The sequence below is a fragment of the Microlunatus elymi genome (genome assembly GCF_007362775.1).
Lineage (GTDB): Bacteria > Actinomycetota > Actinomycetes > Propionibacteriales > Propionibacteriaceae > Microlunatus > Microlunatus elymi.
This window is the reverse complement of the sequence record NZ_CP041692.1, coordinates 2,638,304-2,656,901: the sequence shown is the minus strand read 5'-3', so window position 1 is coordinate 2,656,901 and position 18,598 is coordinate 2,638,304. Positions and strand designations below refer to the sequence as shown.

Sequence of the window (18,598 nt, the reverse complement as noted above, 5' to 3'; positions counted from 1 at the left end):
GAGGGACAATCGCCTCGCACTGAGCTGAGGGAGTTGGCAACAGATGGCTGCACGCAGGACCAAGACGCCGCCGGCGGACGATTTCGTCGAGCGGATCGTCGACATGGACGTCTCGTCGGAGATGGAGACGAGCTTCCTGGAGTACGCGTACTCGGTGATCTATGCCCGGGCGCTGCCCGACGCCCGGGACGGGCTGAAGCCGGTGCAGCGGCGGATTCTCTACTCCATGCGGGACATGGGGGTGCTGCCGAATCGGCCGCACGTGAAGTGTGCCCGGGTGGTCGGCCAGGTGATGGGTGTGCTGCACCCGCACGGCGACGGGGCGATCTACGACGCACTGGTGCGGATGGCTCAGCCGTGGACGATGCGGCTGCCGATGGTCGACGGCCACGGCAACTTCGGTTCGCTGGACGCCGGCCCGGCCGCGATGCGTTACACCGAGTGCCGGATGGCCCCGGCAGCGTTGGCGATGACCGACGGGCTGGACAAGGACACCGTCGACTTCAAGGCCAACTACGACGGCAAGGAGACCGAGCCGATCGTCCTGCCCGCTGCCTATCCCAACCTGCTGGTCAACGGCACCAACGGGATCGCGGTCGGGATGGCGACCAACTGCGCGCCGCACAACCTGGTCGAGGTGGTGCAGGCGCTGCGCCATCTGCTGAAGCATCCCGACGCCACCCTGGACACGCTGATGCGCTTCATCCCCGGGCCGGATCTGCCCACCGGCGGAAAGATCATCGGGCTGGACGGCATCCGGGACGCGTACGAGACGGGTAAGGGTTCGTTCAAGATCCGGGCGACCGCGCGGATCGAGCAGGTCAGCCCACGCCGCAAGGGCATCGTGATCACCGAACTGCCGTACAACGTCGGCCCGGAGAAGATCATCGAGCAGGTGAAGGCCCTGGTCGGCTCGAAGAAACTGCAGGGTATCGCCGACCTGAAGGACCTCACCGACCTGGCCAACGGCACCCGGCTGGTGATCGAGGTGAAGAACGGCTTCAACCCGGACGCCCTGCTGGAGCAGCTCTACCGGCAGACCAAGCTGGAGGACTCGTTCGCGATCAACGCGGTCGCCCTGGTCGACGAACAGCCCAGAACCCTTCCGCTGAAGGAAATGCTGGAGGTCTACCTGCGGCATCGGCTGGACGTCGTGCTGCGTCGTACGACCTATGACCGGGACAAGGCGGTCGAGCGGCTGCATCTGGTCGAGGGTCTGTTGATCGCGATCGTGGACATCGACGACGTGATCGCGATCATCCGCGGATCGGACGACGCGGCGGCTGCGCGGACCCGGTTGATCGAGGTGTTCGAGCTGACCGAGACGCAAGCCAACTACATCCTGGACATGCAGCTGCGCCGGTTGACCAAGTATTCCAAGATCGAATTGGAAGCCGAACGCGAGGAGCTGCAGAACACCATCGCCGAGCTGAACGAGATCATCGAGAACGATGATCAACTTCGGCTGCTGGTCGGCAACGAGTTGGCCGAGGTGGCCAAGCAGTTCGGGACCCCGCGGCGGACCATTCTGCTGTCGTCCAGTGGTGTCACCGCGACCGCAACTGCTACCCCGCTTGAGGTTCCGGACGATCCGTGTTGGGTGCTGCTCTCCTCCGCCGGCCTGCTGGCCCGCACCGAGAACGCCGATCCGCTGCCCACCGACGGCGGTCGTAGCAACCACGACGTGATCATCTCGGCGATCCGCACCACCGCCCGCGGCGACTACGGCCTGATCACCAACGCCGGTAGGCTGATCCGCGGCAACGCGCTCGATCTGCCCACCGTCCCGGTCACCGCCAACGCGCCCAACCTGCAGGGTGGAGCGCACGTCACCGAGTTGATCTCGGCGGCCGAGCCTGGTGAACGGATCCTCGCGCTGAGTCGCCTCGGCGAGGATGCCGGCACGATCGCTCTGGGTACCAGGCGCGGCATCGTCAAGCGCGCGAATCCGGAGTTGCTGAACAAGGACGTCTGGGAGATCATCCGGCTGGACGACGGCGACGAGGTGGTCGGGGCGGTGGAGTTGACCGATGAGAACGTCGAGCTGACGTTCATCTCCGACGATGCCCAACTGCTGCACTTCCCTGCTTCAGCGGTACGTCCGCAGGGCAGGTCCGGCGGCGGCATCGCCGGCATCAAGCTCGGTGCCGGCCAGAGCGTCGCGTTCTTCGGTGTCGTTCCGCATGGCGAGGCGATCGTGGTCACCGTGGCCGGCAGTGGCGACGCGCTACCGGGAACCGACGCGGGCACGATCAAGGTCACCCCGTACGCCGAATACCCGGGCAAGGGCCGGGCGACCGGCGGCGTGCGGTGCCACCGGTTCCTGAAGGGCGAGAGCACTCTGCTGTTCGCCTGGGCCGGACCGACCCCCGCAATCGCCGCCGCCGACAGCGGCGCCCCGATCGACCTGCCAGAAGCCACCGGCCGCCGCGACGGCTCCGGCACCCCTGCCGCTCAACCGATCGTTGCCGCGGCGACCCGCCGCTTCCCGGCGTAGGTCCATCCGGCCGGCAGATTTCTCCACGGCCACCTCGGGAGGGACCGTCCAACGGCACCAGCAGCTACCGAACGGGGCGATTCCGGGTCCTTCGACAGGCTCAGGACCCTGGGGGTCGCGTTTCGGTCCTTCGACAAGCCCGGGACCCTCATCCCGCATCCTTGCTCTGGCTGGCCGGTTCGATGATCACGGTCGGGTCGAGGGTGGCGCTAGGGATCGTCAGGTTTCGGAGGGGCGCCGACCGCCCTCAGTCCTCGGGATTTCAGGAGGTTCGGTCCACCCGGACGCATCTATGGGTGCGCAAGCTCCTGGAGTCCGGACAACTGGTACCCACTCAGCTGTCTTGGGAATGCGGGCCCGCAGGGGCCGTGGGCGCGACGAAGGGCCCTGAACCACCGGCAGCTCGGATCGCAGGAGGTTCGGTCCACCCGGACGCGTCTATGGGTGCGCAGGCTCCTGGTCTGCCGCGCACGACGATGCCCCGCGATCTTGGTCGCGGGGCATGTCGTGGTGCTGGTTGCGGCTGATCGATCACACCGGCTGCAGCTTGCCGTTCATGATCCACAACGACACCTCGTTGTCGCCGTAGGGCGAGTTCTGGGTGATCGGGTCGTCCTCGGTCGGGAACTGCTTGACCCGCTTGCCGTTCAGGGTGGGCGTGTTGCCGTGCCGTTCGTACATCGGGATGATCGGCAACAGGGTGTTGAACACCTGCGCCAGTTGGCCGATGTTCTTCTTCAGCGCGGCTTCGTCGATCCCGGCACCGGATGCGTCGATCAACTTCTGGATGTCGACGGTGCCCATCCCCGGGACCGTGGTCTTCAGCGGGAAGTCCATGCCCTTGCCGCCGTTGTTCTTCGCAATCGGGTAGTTGTGCGTCAGGAACGCCGCCACGAAGGAGAAGTACGGATACGGGTGGCTCGAGTTTCCCCAACCCTGCAAGGCCAGCTGGAAGTTGCCCTTGTCGACGTCGATCGGCTGTTGGGTCGAGACCACGCCATGCAAGGTGATCTTGATCCCGAACTTCGTCAGCTGCTGAGCGATGTCCTTCGCCGCTGCGCTCCAGTCCGCGTAGTCCGACGGGTAGAGCAGCTGGTAGTTCGCTGCCTTCCCATTCGGCAGTTTCCAGGCATTGCCGCTGCGCTTCCAGCCGGCTCCTTCCAGCCCGGACGCTGCCTTGTCCTGGTCGAAGGTGTACTTGGTCAGCTTGCTCTTGGCGTCGTCCTCCATCCACGCGTCGGCCAGGTTGTCGGAGAAGCCTGCGTAGAGCTCCGGCGCGACACCCGACTCGCCCAGCGCCACGGTGCCGTTCTGGGAATGATCGAAGGCCTGGATGAGAGCCTGCCGGACCTTGTAGTCCTTGAACTCCGGCACCTTGTCGTACGACATGAACAGGGCCGGACCGCCGTACGTCGGCGGCCGCAGGATCTTGTAGCCGATGCTCTCGAACTGCTTCTCCGATGCCACCGGGAAGCCGTGAGTGGCGTAGTCGACGTCCTTGCTGAGCACCAGCGGGGTCGCGGTCGGCGTCTCGCCGTTGTAGATCAGCAAGGTGTCGAAGTTGACCGTGTTGGCGTTGAAGCCGCTCGGGTTCTTGACGAACGTCAACTGGGTGTTGTTGATGGTCTTGTAGTCGATGTCGTACGGGCCGCTGACCACGAACTTGTCCGGCGAGAACTTGATCAACTCGTCGTTGAGCTTGGTGAACTCGGCCGACTCGGTGCCGCCGTTGTCGTGTGCCTGCTTGGCCCGGTCGGCGAAGTCGCCGTAGACGGCCGTGGAGATGATGTTGCTGCGCAACAGGTAGCGCTCGACCACCATGGCGGGCTGGTTCATCTTCATCGTGAAGGTGCTGTCGTCCGGCGCATCGATCTCGTCGATGTAGGACCACAGCGGCGAGTTGATCGCGTACTGACACCAGAAGGTGGTCACGTAATCCTTGCTGGTCAGCGGCTTTCCGTCGCTCCACTTGAGATTCGGCTTGATCTTGACCGTGTACGTGTTGGTGGCCTTGTCCAACTGGTACGACTCGGCCAGGAACAGCTCCCAGGTCTGCTCCTTCCAGTGGTAGTAGCCACTGGGCGGCAGCAGCAGATCGCCGTACGGGTTGCCGATCATGATCGTGTTCGGCGCCCCGACGTACGGCTTGCCGACGGCGTTGAAGTTGCCCTGTGGCGGCGGCAGATAGGGGTAGACGCCGTGGTACTCGCCGCCCTTGCCTGCGGGTGCGCCGGACTTGTTGTCCGACGACTGGTCGACCTTGGCCGGTGCGCAACCGGCTGCTGCTGTTACGCCCGCGACGCCCAGCGTCGACATGCCCACCAGTTGCAGCAATCCGCGGCGAGACAAGCCTTGGGGTTCACTCACTGATCCTCCTGGATTTCCCCGGTGGACGACGACGCTGCCGGCCATGGCCGGCCTCCCCGGAATCTGGAGAGCGCCCGTCCCACCATGATCTAAGTTGAAAGTGCTGAATCGAGCTTGCGGATTCTTTCCGTACGCCGGTCTTCTCCGGCACAAGTTGATCTTGACACAGGATGACGCTGTTGGTGCTGGCTTTCGCAACTAGCGTCGGTCCGGTGACTTCTCGTCCGGCCCCGGACAGGGCCCGACACAGCGGTGCCCTCCGACCGAAGCCGGAGAGCACCGCCTCCCGCTGTCCCCCTAACCGACGATCACACCGGCTGGAGCTTGCCGTTCAGGATCCACAGAACGACCTCGTTGTCCGCGTACAAGGAGTTCTGAGTGATCGGATCGCTGTTGGTCGGGAATTGCTTGACCCGCTTGCCGTTCAGGGCCGGCGAGTTTCCGTGCCGCTCGAAGAGCGGGATGATCGGCAACAGCGAGTTGAAGACCTGGGCCAGCTTGCCGATGTTGGCCTTCAGGGCCGCTTCGTCGATGCCGCTGCCGGAGGCGTTGATCATCTTCTGGATGTCGATCTTGCCGAAGCCCGGAGCGGTGGTCTGCAACGGGAAGTCGATCCCCTTGCCGCCGTTGTTCTTCGCGATCGGGTAGTTGTGCGTCAGGAACGCTTGTACGTAAGAGAAGTACGGATACGGCTGAGTCGAGTTGCCCCAACCCTGGATGGCGAGTTGGAAGTTGCCCTTGTCCACGTCGATCGGCTGCTGAGTGGACACCACGCCGTGCAGGCTGATCTTGATGCCGAACTTCGTCAGCTGCTGCTGCAGGTCCTTGGCCGCCGCACTCCAGTCGGCGAAGTCGGACGGATACAACAACTGATAGCTCGCGGCCTTGCCGTCCGGCAGCTTCCAGGCACCGCCGCTGCGTTTCCAGCCGGCCTGCTCCAGCAGCGTGGCGGCCTTGTCCTGATTGAAGCTGTACTGGATCAACTTGCTCTTGTAGGCGGGATCCAGCCAGGCGTCGGCCAGGTTGTCGGAGAAGCCGGTGAACAGTGTCGGCGCGACACCCGACTCGCCCAGCGCCACAGTGCCGTTCTGCTTGTGGTCGAAGGCATAGTTCAGCGCCTGCCGGACCTTCTCGTCCTTCAGGAACTCCGGTACCTTGTCGAAGTTCATGTAGAGCGCCGGGCCCGAGTAGGTCGGCGGCCGCAGGATGTCGTACCCGATGGACTGGAACTGCTTCTCCGAGGCGACCGGGAAGCCGTGGGTGGCGTAGTCGACGTCCTTGCTCAGCACCAGCGGAGTGACGACAGGAGTCTCGCCGTTGTAGATCAACAGGGTGTCGAAGTTGACCGTGTTGGCGTTGAACCCGGTCGGGTTCTTGACCATCGTCAGCTGGGTGTTGTTGATCGTCTTGTAGTCGATGTTGTACGGGCCGCTGGCCACGTACTCCTTCGGGGTGAACTTGACCACGTCGCTGTTCAGCTTGGCGCCTTCGGTCGAGGACTGGTCCTTCCCGCTGCCCTGGATCGTCTTGGCCCGATCGGCGAAGTCGCCGTACACCGAGGTCGGCAGGATGTTACTGCGCAGCAGGTACCGCTCGACCACCATCGCCGGCGAGTTCATCCGCATGGTGAAGGTGGTGTCGTCCGGCGCGTCGATCTTGTCGATGTAGGACCACAGCGGCGAGTTCATCGCCCACTGGCACCAGAACGTGGTCAGGTAGTCCTTGCTGGACAGGGCCGAGCCGTCGCTCCACTTCAGCCCGGACTTGATCTTGACCGTGTACGTGTTGGTGGACTTGTCCAGGTCGTAGGAGTCGGCCAGGAAGAACTCCCAGGTCTGCTCCTTCCAGTGGTAGTAGGCACTCGGCGGTGCGATCAGGTCGCCGTACGGGCCGCCGAACAGGATCGCGTTCGGCACCGGCACGTACGGCGAACCGACCAGGTTGTAGTTGCCCTGCGGTGAAGGCAGATAGGGCCAACCGCCGTGGAAGTCCCCGCCCTTCTTTCCCCCGCCCCCCGATGCTCCCGGTGAGGTCGACGACGTCGGCTTGGCCGGCGAACAGCCTGCCGCAGCCGTCACGCCCGCCACTCCGAGGGTGGACATACCGACCACCTGCAAGAGATTTCGGCGGGACAATCCCCGTGGTTCGCTCACTGCTCCTCCTCAGAGGATGCCCGACGTGTTACCAGCCGCGCCGCAAACACCCCAATGGCGATCATGGTCGCTCCCATGATCAAGTTGATGATGGTGATGACGAACTCGCTCGTCCCCGGCTTGACGGCGAGCAGCAACAGGCATGACGCCAGCATCAGGAAGGCTCCCACGCTGAGCGCCACGCGTGTCACGATCTGAATCACTACTACTCCGCTCCGCTAAGCGACGCGGTCGGCTTCGGCGGGTCGGCCCTGACGATCCCGCCCGAACCAAGATCACGCTCCAGCGCGTCCCGAGCCACCACATGGCAGGCGACCTCGCGTCGCGGTTCGATCAAGGTCAGTTCCGGACCGGTGACATCGCACAGGCCTTCCTCGAACAGCGGACAGCGCGGATGGAAGGTGCAGCCGTTAGGCAAGGCGGCCAGACTCGGGATGTCCGCACTTCGCAGTCCCCCGCCCGGCAGCTTCTTGGCCGCAAGGTCCGGATCTGGCTCCGGCACCGCATTCAACAACGCCTTGGTGTACGGGTGTTTCGGGTTGTTGATCACGTCCGGCGTCGGCCCGTACTCCACCACCCGGCCGAGATACATCACCGCGGTCCGGCCGTGCCAGCCGAAGTACTTGGCGATCGCCAGGTCGTGGGTGATGAACAGGAAACCGACACCAAGATCATCACGCAGCCGACCCAACATGTTGAGCATGCCGACCCGGATGGACACGTCCAGCATCGAGGTGGACTCGTCGGCGATGATCAACTTCGGATCAAGAGCCAGCGCTCGGGCCACCGCGACCCGCTGCCGCTGGCCGCCCGACATCTGGTGCGGGAACTTGTTCAGATAACTTTCCGGCGGCGTCAGGTCCACCCGGCGCAGCAGCTCGGCCGACCGATCCCACGCCTCACGAGCGTTCTTCACCAGTCCGTGCCGGCGCAGCGGCGCGGCCAGCGTCTTGAACACGCTGCGGATCGGGTTGAGCGAGGCGTACGGATCCTGGTGGACATACTGGACCGACGTCCGGTACGAGGCGAACTCCGCCTTGTCCAGCTCCCAGATGTCCTTGCCCTGGTAGGAAACCCGGCCATTTGACGGCTTGTTCAGGCCCGCGGCCATCCGGGCGCTGGTGGTCTTGCCGCAGCCGGACTCACCGACCAGGCAGAGCACCTCGCCCGCGTTCACGGTGAGGTTGACATCGCGGACCGCGGGCCGATCCCCCTTGCGGGTGTGGAAGATCTGCGAGACATTGTCCAGCTGCATCAGCGGCTGGCCCGATTTCTGGCTCGCCTCGGCCTCAGACATCGGCCCCCACCACCTCTCGCTTGCTGTGAACCTCTTGCCAGCGCAGGCACGCCGCGCTGTGCTGCATTCCTTCGGGACGCTGCTCGATCAAGTCCAGCACCGGATCGGTCTTCGCGCACTGCTCTTCGGCGAATCTGCAACGATCTCGAAATGCGCAGCCGGCCGGCAACGACGCCAACGAGGGCGGCGAACCCGGAATCGACGCCAGCGTCGGCAGCTCCCCGGTGACCGGCGGCACCGCGTTGATCAAGCCCGCCGTGTAGGGATGGCGTGCGTTGGAGAAGATGTCTCGCACGCTGCCGGTCTCGATGATCCGGCCGGCGTACATGGTGGCCACCCGGTCGGCGAGCTCGGCGGCCAGCGCCAGGTCGTGGGTGATGAAGATCATCGTGAAGCCGAGCCGTTCGCGCAGCTCGGCCAGCACATCCACGATCGCCCGCTGGGTGAGGATGTCGAGGGCCGTGGTCGGCTCGTCCAAGATCAACAACCGCGGATCCAGCAGCAGGCTGATGGCGATCAGCACCCGCTGCCGCATTCCGCCGGACAGTTCGTGCGGATAGCTGGACAGCACCTGCTTGGGCTCCAACCGGACCGCGCGGAGCATCTCCGCGCTCTTCTCCGCGATCACCGACTTGCTCGGTTTGACACCGCCGACCAGGTGCGACCGCATGGTGTCGGCCATCTGGTCGCCGATCCGCATCACCGGGTTGAACGAGTTCATCGCGCCCTGGAAGACGATCGCGGCTTCCTCCCACCGCCACCGTCGCAGGGCGCCGTGGCTCAGCTTGAGCACGTCGATCTTCTTGCCGTTCTTGCCGACGTACTGCATGCTGCCGCTCGGCACGCTGCCCATCCGAGGCAGCAGTCTCAGCAGCCCAAGGCCCAGAGTGGTCTTGCCGCAACCGGACTCGCCGACCAGCGCCAGCGACTGCCCCGGGTAGAGATCGAACGTCACACCGCGGACCGCGTCCACATGGGTATGGGAACCCGTCGAGTAGCGGACCACCAAGTCCTGCACCGACAGGATCGGAGTTTTCTCAGTCATCACTCAGCGTCCTTCTCAGCGGTCCCGCAGCCGCGGGTTGAGGATCTCTTCCAGCGAACGGCTGAGCATGATCAAACCGAGCTGGAGCAGGATGATCGCCGCCACCGGCGAGAAGATGTAACTCATCGCGTTCGGGTTGAACATCGCGCCGGAGGTCCACGCGTCGTTGATCATGATCGCCCAGTTGCTGCCGGCCATCGGCGCCAGGCCCAACAGGTAGAGGCCGACCAGGGCGTAGATGGCGTTGGTGATCGCGATGATGAAGTTGATCAAGATGTAGCTGGCCATGTTCGGCACGATCTCGACGAACACCACCCGCATTGTGCCCAGATCGAGCAGTCGCGCAGCCTCGACGAATTCGCGCTCCTTCAGCGACAACACCTGGGCTCGGATCGAGCGCATCAGCACCGGCCAGGTGAAGGCACCGAGCAGGGCGGCCAGAGCCACCGGAGAGTTGAGCTGGAAGAAGGCGCCCAGCACGGCCAGCAGAACGATCGTCGGAATCGTCATCACGATGTCGGTGATCTGCAGTGCAATCGCGTCGAACCGGCCGCGGAAATAGGCGGCCAGCGAACCCATCACGATCGCGATCGCCGTGGTCAGCGCTGCGGCCCCGAAGCCGACGAAGATCACCGTGGTGCCACCGCGGAGGACCAGCTTGAGGATGTCCTCGCCGCTGCCGTTGGTGCCCAGCAGATGCGCCGAGCTCGGCGGCGTCCAGATCAGGTTGACGTCGGCGGACGGAGCCTCGACGAAGATCGGCGCGATCAGTGACACACCGACGATCACGACCACCAGGATCAGCCCGGCGAAGCCGGAAGGGCTGCGGGTGAGTTGGGTGAGCAATCCCCCGCCACGATAGGAACGCTTGGCCGTGACGGGCTCGACCGGCAGGCCGGCGGTCTCTGCGGAAGCCGCACTCATCTCATGCCCCCGTCTCGTCGGTGCGGATCCGCGGATCCAGCACGCTGTAGAGCAGGTCCGCGATCAGGTTCGCGAACACCACCGTTGCGGTCAGCACGAGCAGGATTCCTTGCAGCACGGTGTAATCCCGGGTCTGCAATGCGCTGTAGAGGGTGACGCCGATCCCGTCGTACTTGAAGGTCTGTTCGACGAAGATCGCGCCGCCGACGACGAATCCGGCGGTAGTGGCGATCTGCGCCACCATCGGCAGGATCGCGTTCCGGCCGACGTAGTTGGTGCGAATCCACATGTCGTTCAGTCCGCGCGCCCGAGCCACCGTGACGTAGTCCTCGCCGAGGATCTGGGTGGTCGAGGATTTCATGATCAACGCCCAGGTGCCGACCGTGGTCAACACGTAGGTCAAGATCGGCAACGACGCGTGGTAGAAGATGTCCTGCACCCAGGCCAGCCCGTACGAGGGATCGATGCCGGGGGTGACCGTGCCGCGCATGCTGCCGACGTCGAAGAGTCCGAGCAGCGCACCGCCGATCACCACGATGATGATCGCCATCAGGTAGTTCGGGATCGCGTGCAGGAAGCTGCCGATCGCGGTCACGCCGTGATCGATGGCGCCGCCGCGACGGTAGGCCATCACCATGCCCAGGAACAATCCGACCACGATCGCGATCAAGATCCCGATGCCGACACTGAACAACGTCCAGGGCAGATATTCCGCGATCAGGTGAGTGACCGAGACGCCGCGGGTGGCGATCGACATCCCCATGTCACCGTGCAGCAGACCGAGCATGTAGTTCAGGTACTGAACCAGGATCGGGGTCTGCGGATCGAAGCTGAAGTACGAGGCCGCCGAAGCAGCTGCATCCTGATAGCTGACGCCGTACTGCGCGATCTGCTGGTTGATGTAGACCTGCACCGGGTTGCCGGGTAGCAACCGGACCATGAAGAACACCGCTGTCGCGACCACCCAGATCACGAAGATCGCCCGGAGTATTCGCCGGAGCACGTAGTTGTGCCAGATCCGTTTCAGGACGGGCACGGTCGTCGCACGTGGCGCACTGCTGCCGACTTGGGCACTGACTGCCGTCATTAGTCTCCCAGTTGCTCACTCGGGCCGCACCCCCCGTTGGGTCCAGCCAGCTCGCCGAGGTGTATGGAGCGTAACCGGGATCAGCGTTGCACGCTACTGTTTCGTTTGATCCGTTATCCGTCACGTTCTTGCAACGATCAGGCAACACCGGTGGGAATCCCAACCGACGCGAAGCAGTTCAGGCCGACAGCAGTGCCGCGCGGATCTCCTGCACCGCTTGCCGGTTCCCGGCCACGAAGTAGTCCCGACCCGCCACCGTGACCTTTTCGGTCGCGCCACCGGCGGCTTCCACCAGGGCCGCGCCGGGCACCCAGTCCCACGGCAGCGTGCCGGCGTGCAGCGAAGCACCGATCCGGCCGCCCGCCACCGAGGCCAGCTCGATCGAACCGGAACCGATCACCCGGACCGTCGCGGCCGCGGAGATCGCGTTCAGCAGCGGCCGGATGCCGTCGATCCGGTCGGCAGTCAGCCGGTGCGGGGGCAGGTAGCTGCCGATCGACACCTTTGCCAGCGAGACATCGGTCAACAGCTCCACCGGCACCCCGTTGCAGGTCGTCGGGTGCCCGCGACCGCCGACCCACAGTTCGTCGGCCACCGGGTGATAGACGGCACCCAGCACCAGACCGTCGTCGTCGGTGAGCCCGACCGCCGAGCACCAGATCGCCAGCTTGGACAGGAAGTTGTAGGTGCCGTCGACCGGATCGATGTACCAGGTCCGATGCCCCGGCCGACGGGCCCCTTCCTCACCGACCAACCCGTCGTCGGGACGCTGCTCCGCCAGTCGCTCGGTGATCAACTTCTCGCAGGCCTGATCGGCATCGGAAACGACGTCGGAGATCGACGTCTTGTGCCGGGTCTCCAAGCCCTCGGCGAGCATCCGTGCCGCCAGGCGGCCCGCCTCCCGCACCAGTCCGGCAGCCAGTTCGAGATCTTCGGTACGCGCATCGACGACAGTCATTCGGCCAGCGTAACGATCTTGGATCAGTCGTCGGTGAAGCCGATCGGCAGGCCGGCGTAGTTCTGCGCCAACTCCCGGGCTGCGGTGGTGCTGCTGGCGAGCCACCGCAGCTGAGCCTGCTGCAACCGCCCGCGGAACCGATCGTCGTCGATGTGCAACATCTGCGTCATCCGGACGGAGAACTCCGTACATCTCCACACTCGTTGCAAAGCCTGGTCGGAGTACGCGTCGGCGGCAACGTGATCATCGTTGATGATCATGGTTGCCAGCGCCGGCGCCAGCCTCGCCACGTCGGCGATCGCCAGGTTGAGTCCCTTGGCTCCGGTCGGCGGCACGATGTGCCCGGCATCGCCGGCCAGGAACAGCCGCCCGGATCGCAGCGGCTCCATCACGAAGCTGTGCATCGGCAGCACCGACTTCTCCAGGATCGGACCGTCGTGCAGCGTCCAGCCCGGCTCGCCCGCCTCGAGCCGGGTCGCCAGCTCGCTCCAGATCCGGTCGTCGGACCAGTCTTCGATCTTCGTCTGATTCGGGACCTGGAGGTAGAGCCGGCTGACGGCCGCCGACCGCATCGAGTGCAGCGCGAACCCGCGCGGATGCCAGGAGTAGATCAACTCGTCGGTCGACGGCGCCACCTGCGCCAGCACGCCCAACCAGGAGTACGGCAGTAGCCGTTGGTAACGACGGGTGGTCGGATCGGTCGCGGCATCTCGGCACGGGCCGAACGAACCGTCGCAACCCACCACCACCTCGGCGTCGATCCGCCGGGGCGTGCCGTCGGCGTCGGTGAGGATGACCGCAGGGTGGTCGGAATGATGATCAACAACGGAGGTGTCACTGACCTGGTAGATGATCTGCTGGCCCGCCGCGTCCCGGGCTCGGCCCAGGTCCGTGGTCAACTCGGTCTGGCCGTAGAGCCAGACACTGCGACCGATCAGCTGCTGGAAGTCGAGGTGGATGCGTGATCCCGGCCACTGCAGATAGATGCCGTGGTGCCGCTGGCCGTGGGCGCGCAGGTTCTGGTCCAGTCCGATCTCGGTCAGCAACTCCACGGATGAATGCTCCAGGATGCCGGCGCGTACCCTCGCCTCGACGTGCTCCCGCGTTCTGGATTCGACCACGATCGACTCGACGCCGTGACGCTGCAGGAGTTCGGAGAGCAGCAGGCCGGCCGGTCCGGCGCCGACGATGGCGACCTGGGTGCGCACCTTCGCGGCCATCGGGTACCTCCGTCCTCTGCGCCGAACCTACAACTTCGGGCCGCACGGGTGACTGGGGCGTGCGGGTGAGGCATGATCGGTTCCGTGAGTGCGAGCCCTTCGCAGCAACGGATCCTGCCTTCCCAGCAGCAGATCAGCCGGGAGATCGGCGAGTTGGCGGCCGCTCCTGCTCGAGGCGTTCCCCAGCCGCTGCTCGACTATCCGCCGTATCGCAGCAGCCTGCTCCGGCACCCGACCAAGGCGTTGCGGCACGCCGTTCCGGAGTTGATCGAACGCACCGCGCCGGTGTTCGGCGAGCGGGACATCGACGCGGTCGAGGCAGATCTGACCATCCAGCATTCCGGCGAACCGTTGGGCGAGCGGATGGTCGTCACCGGCCGGGTCGTCGACGCCGACGGACGCCCGGTACGCGGCCAGTTGGTCGAGATCTGGCAGGCGAACGCGGCCGGCCGCTACCTCCACAACCATGATCAACATCACGCGCCGATCGACCCCAACTTCACCGGAGTCGGCCGCTGCCTCACCGATGACGACGGGCAGTATCGCTTCATCACGATCAAGCCCGGCCCCTACCCGTGGCGCAACCACGACAACGCCTGGCGCCCGGCGCACATCCATTTCTCCTTGTTCGGCAGGGCATTCACCGAGCGTCTGGTGACGCAGATGTACTTTCCCGCTGACCCGCTGATGCCGTACGACCCGATATCGCAGTCGATCACCGACCCGGCCGTGCTGGCCCGGTTGATCGCCCGCTACGACCACACTCTCTCGATGCCGGAGACGATGACGGGCTACCGCTGGGACATCGTGCTGTCCGGGTCGCGCCGGACCGCAATGGAGCCCGAGGAGGATCAGCCGTGACGCCGGCCCCGGAACCGACCTTGAATCCGACGTTGAAGCCGACGCCGGGCCAGACGGTGGGACCGTTCTTCGGTTTCGCGCTGCCGTACGAGCAGGGTCCAGAACTGGTCACGGCCGGCGTCGCCGGCGCGATCCGCTTGTACGGAACGATTCGTGACGGCGCGGGCACCCCGATCCCGGATGCTCTGCTGGAGATCTGGCAGCCCGATGCGGACGGCAACATCATCGAACGACCGGGTTCGCTGCAACGCGACGGCTGGACCTTCACCGGCTTCGGCCGCGCTGCCACCGCCCGAGACGGCAGCTACAACTTCACCACCATCGAGCCTGGGCCGACAGCCGCCGGCGCGGCGCCCTTCATCGCCCTGACCTTCTTCGCCCGCGGACTGCTGGACTGCCTGTTCACCCGGATCTACCTGCCCGATCATCCGGCTCTGCAGAACGATCCGCTGCTGACCGCACTGCCGCCCGACCGTCGGCAGTCCATGATCGCGATCCGCGATGATCATGGTCTGCGTTTCGACGTGTGCTTGCAGGGCGAGGCTGAGACGGTGTGGCTTGCCTTCGCCTGATCCGTTCTGGCCGGGTGACCATCGAGCCGGCGCGGTGTTCACGGCGCGCGCGTTGATCGACGCCATGATCACGGTGGAACGATGCTGGCTGGAGTCGTTGGCCGACGCCGGCATCGCCGAGGCTGCCCAGCCCGAGTTGATCACACCCGAGGTGATCACCGACGCCGACCTCGAGCGGATCTTCACCGAGAGCGAAGCCGCGGGCAACCCGGTGCCGGCGCTGCTGCGTCACTTGCGCGACCGACTGCCCGAGGCCACCGCCGAATGGTTGCATCGTGGCCTGACCAGTCAGGACGTCGTCGACAGCGCGATGATGATCATGGTCGGCGATGTGCTCGCCGAGCTTGATCTCCAACTGGGTCGGCAGACCGAAGTGCTGTGCCGGTTGGCGGATGAGCATCGCGACGACGTGATGCCGGGCCGCACCCTCGGCCAGCCGGCGGTGCCGATCACGTTCGGGCTGAAGGCGGCGAACTGGCTGACCGGTGTGTTGGACGCCGCCGACGCGATCGCCGGCCTCGGCCGACCGGCACAGTTCGGCGGTGCCGCCGGGACGATGGCGGCCGGCACCGAACTGGCCCGGCAGGCCCGCCTGCGCGAGCCCGCCACCGTCGCCCGGCGGTTGGCGGAATCCGCCGCCCGCCGATCGGGTCTGAGACCGGCGCCGCCCTGGCACACCTCGCGCGCACCGGTGACCCGGATCGGCGACGCCTTGGCCGATTGCTGTACGGCCTGGGGCAGGATCGCCAACGACGTGATCACCGGATCGCGGCCGGAGATCGGCGAACTGGCCGAGGCCGCCGGCGGCGGATCGTCGACCATGCCGGGCAAGGCCAATCCGATCCTGTCGATCATGATCCGGCGTGCCGCACTGGCCGCCCCGAGCTCCGTCGAACGGCTCCGGCTGGCGGCCGCCGAGGCCACCGAGGAACGCTCCCCCGGCGGCTGGCACCTGGAGTGGACGGCTCTGGCGGAGTTGTCTCGGCACACCCTCACCGCATCCGGTCAGACGTCGGAACTCGTTGCGGGGCTGAGGATCGACGCCACCCGGATGCGCCGCAACTGCTCCGACGACCTGCTGGCGGAGGCGAGCTCCATGATCACCATCCGGCAATCTGCTGAACCGCCGTCGCGCCCGGACGACTATCTGGGGACCTGCTCCTTGATCATCGACGCCGTACTGGCGCGAGCGAGCGACGGGAACAAGGGCTGATGAGCACGCCGAGGATCAGCGGCCGGATGTACGGCAATCCGGACCTGCCGCCGTTGGTGCTGGGTCCGTCGCTCGGCACCACCGCGGACAGCCTGTGGCGGCCGGTGATCGATCTGGTCTGGGGCGAATTCAGCATCTTCGCCTTCGATCTGCCCGGCCACGGTCTCAGCGACCCGGCTGCCGGCTCCTTCACGATGGCCGAGCTCGCCGACAGCGTACTCGACGCGGTGCGGTCGTCACCGATCGGTGAGCGCCGATTCCGGTACGCCGGGGTCTCCATCGGTGGTGCGATCGGTCTTCAGCTGTTGCTTGATCATCCGGATCGGCTCCGGCCGATGCCGGTGCTGTTGTGTACCGGCGCGAAGATCGGCGAACCCGAGGACTGGCAACAGCGAGCCGACGAGGTACGCCGTTCGGGCTCGGCGAGTTGGCTGGACCGCAGCCTGCAGCGGTGGTTCGCGCCCGGTTTCGCTTCGTCCCGGCCCGGTCGTGCAACGGCCCTCGGCCGTGCGCTGTCGGATGCCGACGACGAGAGTTACGCCAAGCTGTGTGAGGTTCTGGCAGTTTTCGACGTACGCGACCGGCTGGCCGAGATCGAGCTGCCGCTGATCGCCGTCTCCGGTGATCACGATGTCGCCGCGCCGCCCGCCGTCGTCGAACAACTGGCCACCGGCGTACGCCAGGGTGTGCACATCCGGTTGGACGACGTCGGTCATCTGGCGCCGGTGGAGGCTCCCGATCTGGTGGCCCGGATCCTGGCCGGCGGACCGCCGGCCGATCGGTTCGAGCGCGGGCTGGCGACGAGACGCGCAGTGCTCGGCGATGATCACGTCGATCGCGCCGAGCACGGCGTGACCACGTTCACCGCCGACTTCCAGAAGTTGATCACCGACTACGCCTGGGACGGCATCTGGAATCGCCCCGGACTCGATCGCCGCGCCCGTTCCATGATCACCATCACCGCTCTGGTGGCACTCGGGCACCACGACGAGTTGGCGATGCATGTCAAAGCAGCCCGACGCAACGGCCTGAGCGCCGACGAGATCTCCGAGGTGCTGCTGCAGTCGGCGATCTATTGCGGCGTGCCGGCGGCCAACACCGCGTACAAGATCGCGGGCCGAGCGCTGGCGGAGTTCGACCTGATTGCCGGCGCGCAGGAGCGCGACCAGGAAGAACAGACATCGACGCCTTGACCGAGACCCGCCGGATCACCGTCCGTGCCGACATAGCCCGTTACCCGTTCGGGAGTTGATCATCCGTCGACCATGATCAACAGTCGACCATGATCATCAGTGGGCTGTCGCCAGCAGTTGATCATCGAGCAGCCGGGGCGCGTCGGCGAGCCGGCGTGCGACTCCGCGGGCAGCGATCCGGCCGGCCCGGTTGGCACCGATGGTGCTCGCCGATGGTCCGTAGCCGACCAGCTGAACTCGAGGGTCGGCAACGGCGGTGGTGCCCTTGCCATGATCACTGAGCTGGATGCCGCCCTGCGGGCTGCGCAGCCGCAGCGGGGCCAGGTGGCCGATCGCCGGTCGGAAGCCGGTGGCCCACAGGATCACGTCGACCGGTTCGAACGAGCCGTCGGCCCAGCGGACGCCGTCCGGCTCGATCCGTGCGAACATCGGCCGCCGATCGGCGTAGGCACCGAGCCACTCGGCCTCCCGTTCCTGGTCGCGAAGGATCAGCCCGGTGACGCTCACAACGCTGGCGGGCGGCAGTCCGCGACTCACTCGGTCCTCGACCAACGCGACCGCGGACCGGCCGATCTCCGGGGTGAATTCGTCGGTCCGCCAGGACGGCTCCCGCCGGGTCACCCACAGCGTGTCGGTGATCGGCGCCAGCGCACCCAGGAACTGAACCGCCGAGGCGCCCCCGCCGACGACCAGGACCCGCTTGCCGCGGAACCGGTCGGGACCGGGATAGTCGACGGTATGCAGTTGATCGCCGAGGAAGGTCTCCATCCCCGGACAGTGCGGCACGAACGGATGTGACCAGGTCCCGGTGGCGTTGATCAGCGTACGAGTCCACCAGCTGCGATCCTCGGCATCGACCCGCAGCAGACCATGATCATCACGGACCGACTTCACCCGCACCGGCCGGAGCACGGGCAGCCGATGCTCGGCCTCGTACCGGGCGAAGTAGGCCGGCACCACTTCGTTGGCGCGACGTCCGTCGCGGGCCGGCGGCTCGCTGCCGGGCAATTCGGCGATGCCGTGCACGTCCCGCATCGTCAACGCGTCCCAGCGATGCTGCCAGGCGCCGCCGGGGCCGGAATCGCTGTCCAGCAAGAGATGTTCTATGCCACGCCGCTGCAGGTGGTAGGAGGCGGACAGTCCGGCCTGACCGGCGCCGATCACCAGACTGTTCAGGATCTGCACGTGGACTGAACACCACGACGCTGCAG

General features: G+C 65.9%; 15 protein-coding genes. 5 read left to right on the top strand and 10 right to left on the bottom strand.

Features of this window, described 5'->3' with window-relative positions; genetic code table 11:
- Nucleotides 1-43 precede the first annotated feature (43 nt).
- Complete coding sequence (locus FOE78_RS11980; RefSeq protein ID WP_143986488.1) at nt 44-2,497, top strand: DNA gyrase/topoisomerase IV subunit A; 2,454 nt, start codon at nt 44-46, stop codon at nt 2,495-2,497.
- Between the two features lie 531 nt (nt 2,498-3,028).
- On the opposite strand, the gene FOE78_RS11975 is transcribed toward FOE78_RS11980, so the two are convergent.
- The 9 genes from FOE78_RS11975 to FOE78_RS11935 all read right to left on the bottom strand — a co-directional run bounded on the left by FOE78_RS11975 (nt 3,029) and on the right by FOE78_RS11935 (nt 13,548).
- Nucleotides 3,029-4,864 (bottom strand): ABC transporter substrate-binding protein, encoded by a 1,836-nt coding sequence (locus tag FOE78_RS11975; RefSeq protein WP_228265807.1) that lies wholly within the window; start codon nt 4,862-4,864, stop codon nt 3,029-3,031.
- Between the two features lie 308 nt (nt 4,865-5,172).
- Nucleotides 5,173-7,017, bottom strand: coding sequence for an ABC transporter substrate-binding protein (locus tag FOE78_RS11970; RefSeq protein WP_228265806.1), 1,845 nt, complete (start codon nt 7,015-7,017; stop codon nt 5,173-5,175).
- A complete protein-coding gene (locus FOE78_RS11965; RefSeq protein WP_143986487.1) occupies nt 7,014-7,220 on the bottom strand; it encodes a hypothetical protein in 207 nt (68 codons plus the stop codon). The genes FOE78_RS11970 and FOE78_RS11965 overlap by 4 nt, the downstream gene beginning before the upstream one ends.
- Nucleotides 7,221-7,222: 2 nt before the next feature.
- Nucleotides 7,223-8,314: an ABC transporter ATP-binding protein gene (locus FOE78_RS11960; protein WP_143986486.1), complete on the bottom strand. Its 1,092-nt coding sequence runs from the start codon at nt 8,312-8,314 to the stop codon at nt 7,223-7,225.
- On the bottom strand, nt 8,307-9,359 hold the full coding sequence (locus FOE78_RS11955; RefSeq protein ID WP_143986485.1) for an ABC transporter ATP-binding protein: 1,053 nt from the start codon (nt 9,357-9,359) through the stop codon (nt 8,307-8,309). Before FOE78_RS11955 ends, FOE78_RS11960 begins: the two co-directional genes overlap by 8 nt.
- A 15-nt stretch (nt 9,360-9,374) precedes the next feature.
- Complete coding sequence (locus FOE78_RS11950; RefSeq protein WP_143986484.1) at nt 9,375-10,283, bottom strand: ABC transporter permease; 909 nt, start codon at nt 10,281-10,283, stop codon at nt 9,375-9,377.
- Nucleotide 10,284: 1 nt separating this feature from the next.
- A complete protein-coding gene (locus FOE78_RS11945) occupies nt 10,285-11,319 on the bottom strand; it encodes an ABC transporter permease (RefSeq protein WP_210414550.1) in 1,035 nt (344 codons plus the stop codon).
- Between the two features lie 229 nt (nt 11,320-11,548).
- The gene (locus FOE78_RS11940) at nt 11,549-12,328 is read right to left on the bottom strand and encodes an inositol monophosphatase family protein (RefSeq protein ID WP_143986482.1); all 780 of its coding nucleotides are present in this window, start codon (nt 12,326-12,328) and stop codon (nt 11,549-11,551) included.
- Nucleotides 12,329-12,351: 23 nt separating this feature from the next.
- Nucleotides 12,352-13,548, bottom strand: coding sequence for a 4-hydroxybenzoate 3-monooxygenase (locus FOE78_RS11935; RefSeq protein ID WP_210414547.1), 1,197 nt, complete (start codon nt 13,546-13,548; stop codon nt 12,352-12,354).
- A gap of 84 nt (nt 13,549-13,632) precedes the next feature.
- On the opposite strand from FOE78_RS11935, the gene pcaH reads away from it, so the two are divergent.
- Genes pcaH through pcaDC form a run of 4 tightly spaced genes read left to right on the top strand, consistent with a single transcriptional unit; the run spans nt 13,633 to nt 17,387 of the window.
- Entirely contained in the window at nt 13,633-14,409 is a 777-nt protein-coding gene (pcaH, locus tag FOE78_RS11930) for a protocatechuate 3,4-dioxygenase subunit beta (protein ID WP_228265805.1), read from the top strand.
- Nucleotides 14,406-14,981 (top strand): protocatechuate 3,4-dioxygenase subunit alpha, encoded by a 576-nt coding sequence (gene pcaG, locus FOE78_RS11925; RefSeq protein WP_228265804.1) that lies wholly within the window; start codon nt 14,406-14,408, stop codon nt 14,979-14,981. The genes pcaH and pcaG overlap by 4 nt, the downstream gene beginning before the upstream one ends.
- A complete protein-coding gene (locus FOE78_RS11920) occupies nt 14,968-16,194 on the top strand; it encodes a lyase family protein (RefSeq protein WP_210414545.1) in 1,227 nt (408 codons plus the stop codon). Before pcaG ends, FOE78_RS11920 begins: the two co-directional genes overlap by 14 nt.
- The gene (gene pcaDC, locus FOE78_RS11915) at nt 16,194-17,387 is read left to right on the top strand and encodes a bifunctional 3-oxoadipate enol-lactonase/4-carboxymuconolactone decarboxylase PcaDC (RefSeq protein WP_143986480.1); all 1,194 of its coding nucleotides are present in this window, start codon (nt 16,194-16,196) and stop codon (nt 17,385-17,387) included. The genes FOE78_RS11920 and pcaDC overlap by 1 nt, the downstream gene beginning before the upstream one ends.
- 96 nt (nt 17,388-17,483) lie before the next feature.
- On the opposite strand, the gene FOE78_RS11910 is transcribed toward pcaDC, so the two are convergent.
- Complete coding sequence (locus FOE78_RS11910) at nt 17,484-18,572, bottom strand: NAD(P)-binding domain-containing protein (protein WP_143986479.1); 1,089 nt, start codon at nt 18,570-18,572, stop codon at nt 17,484-17,486.
- Nucleotides 18,573-18,598: the final 26 nt, after the last annotated feature.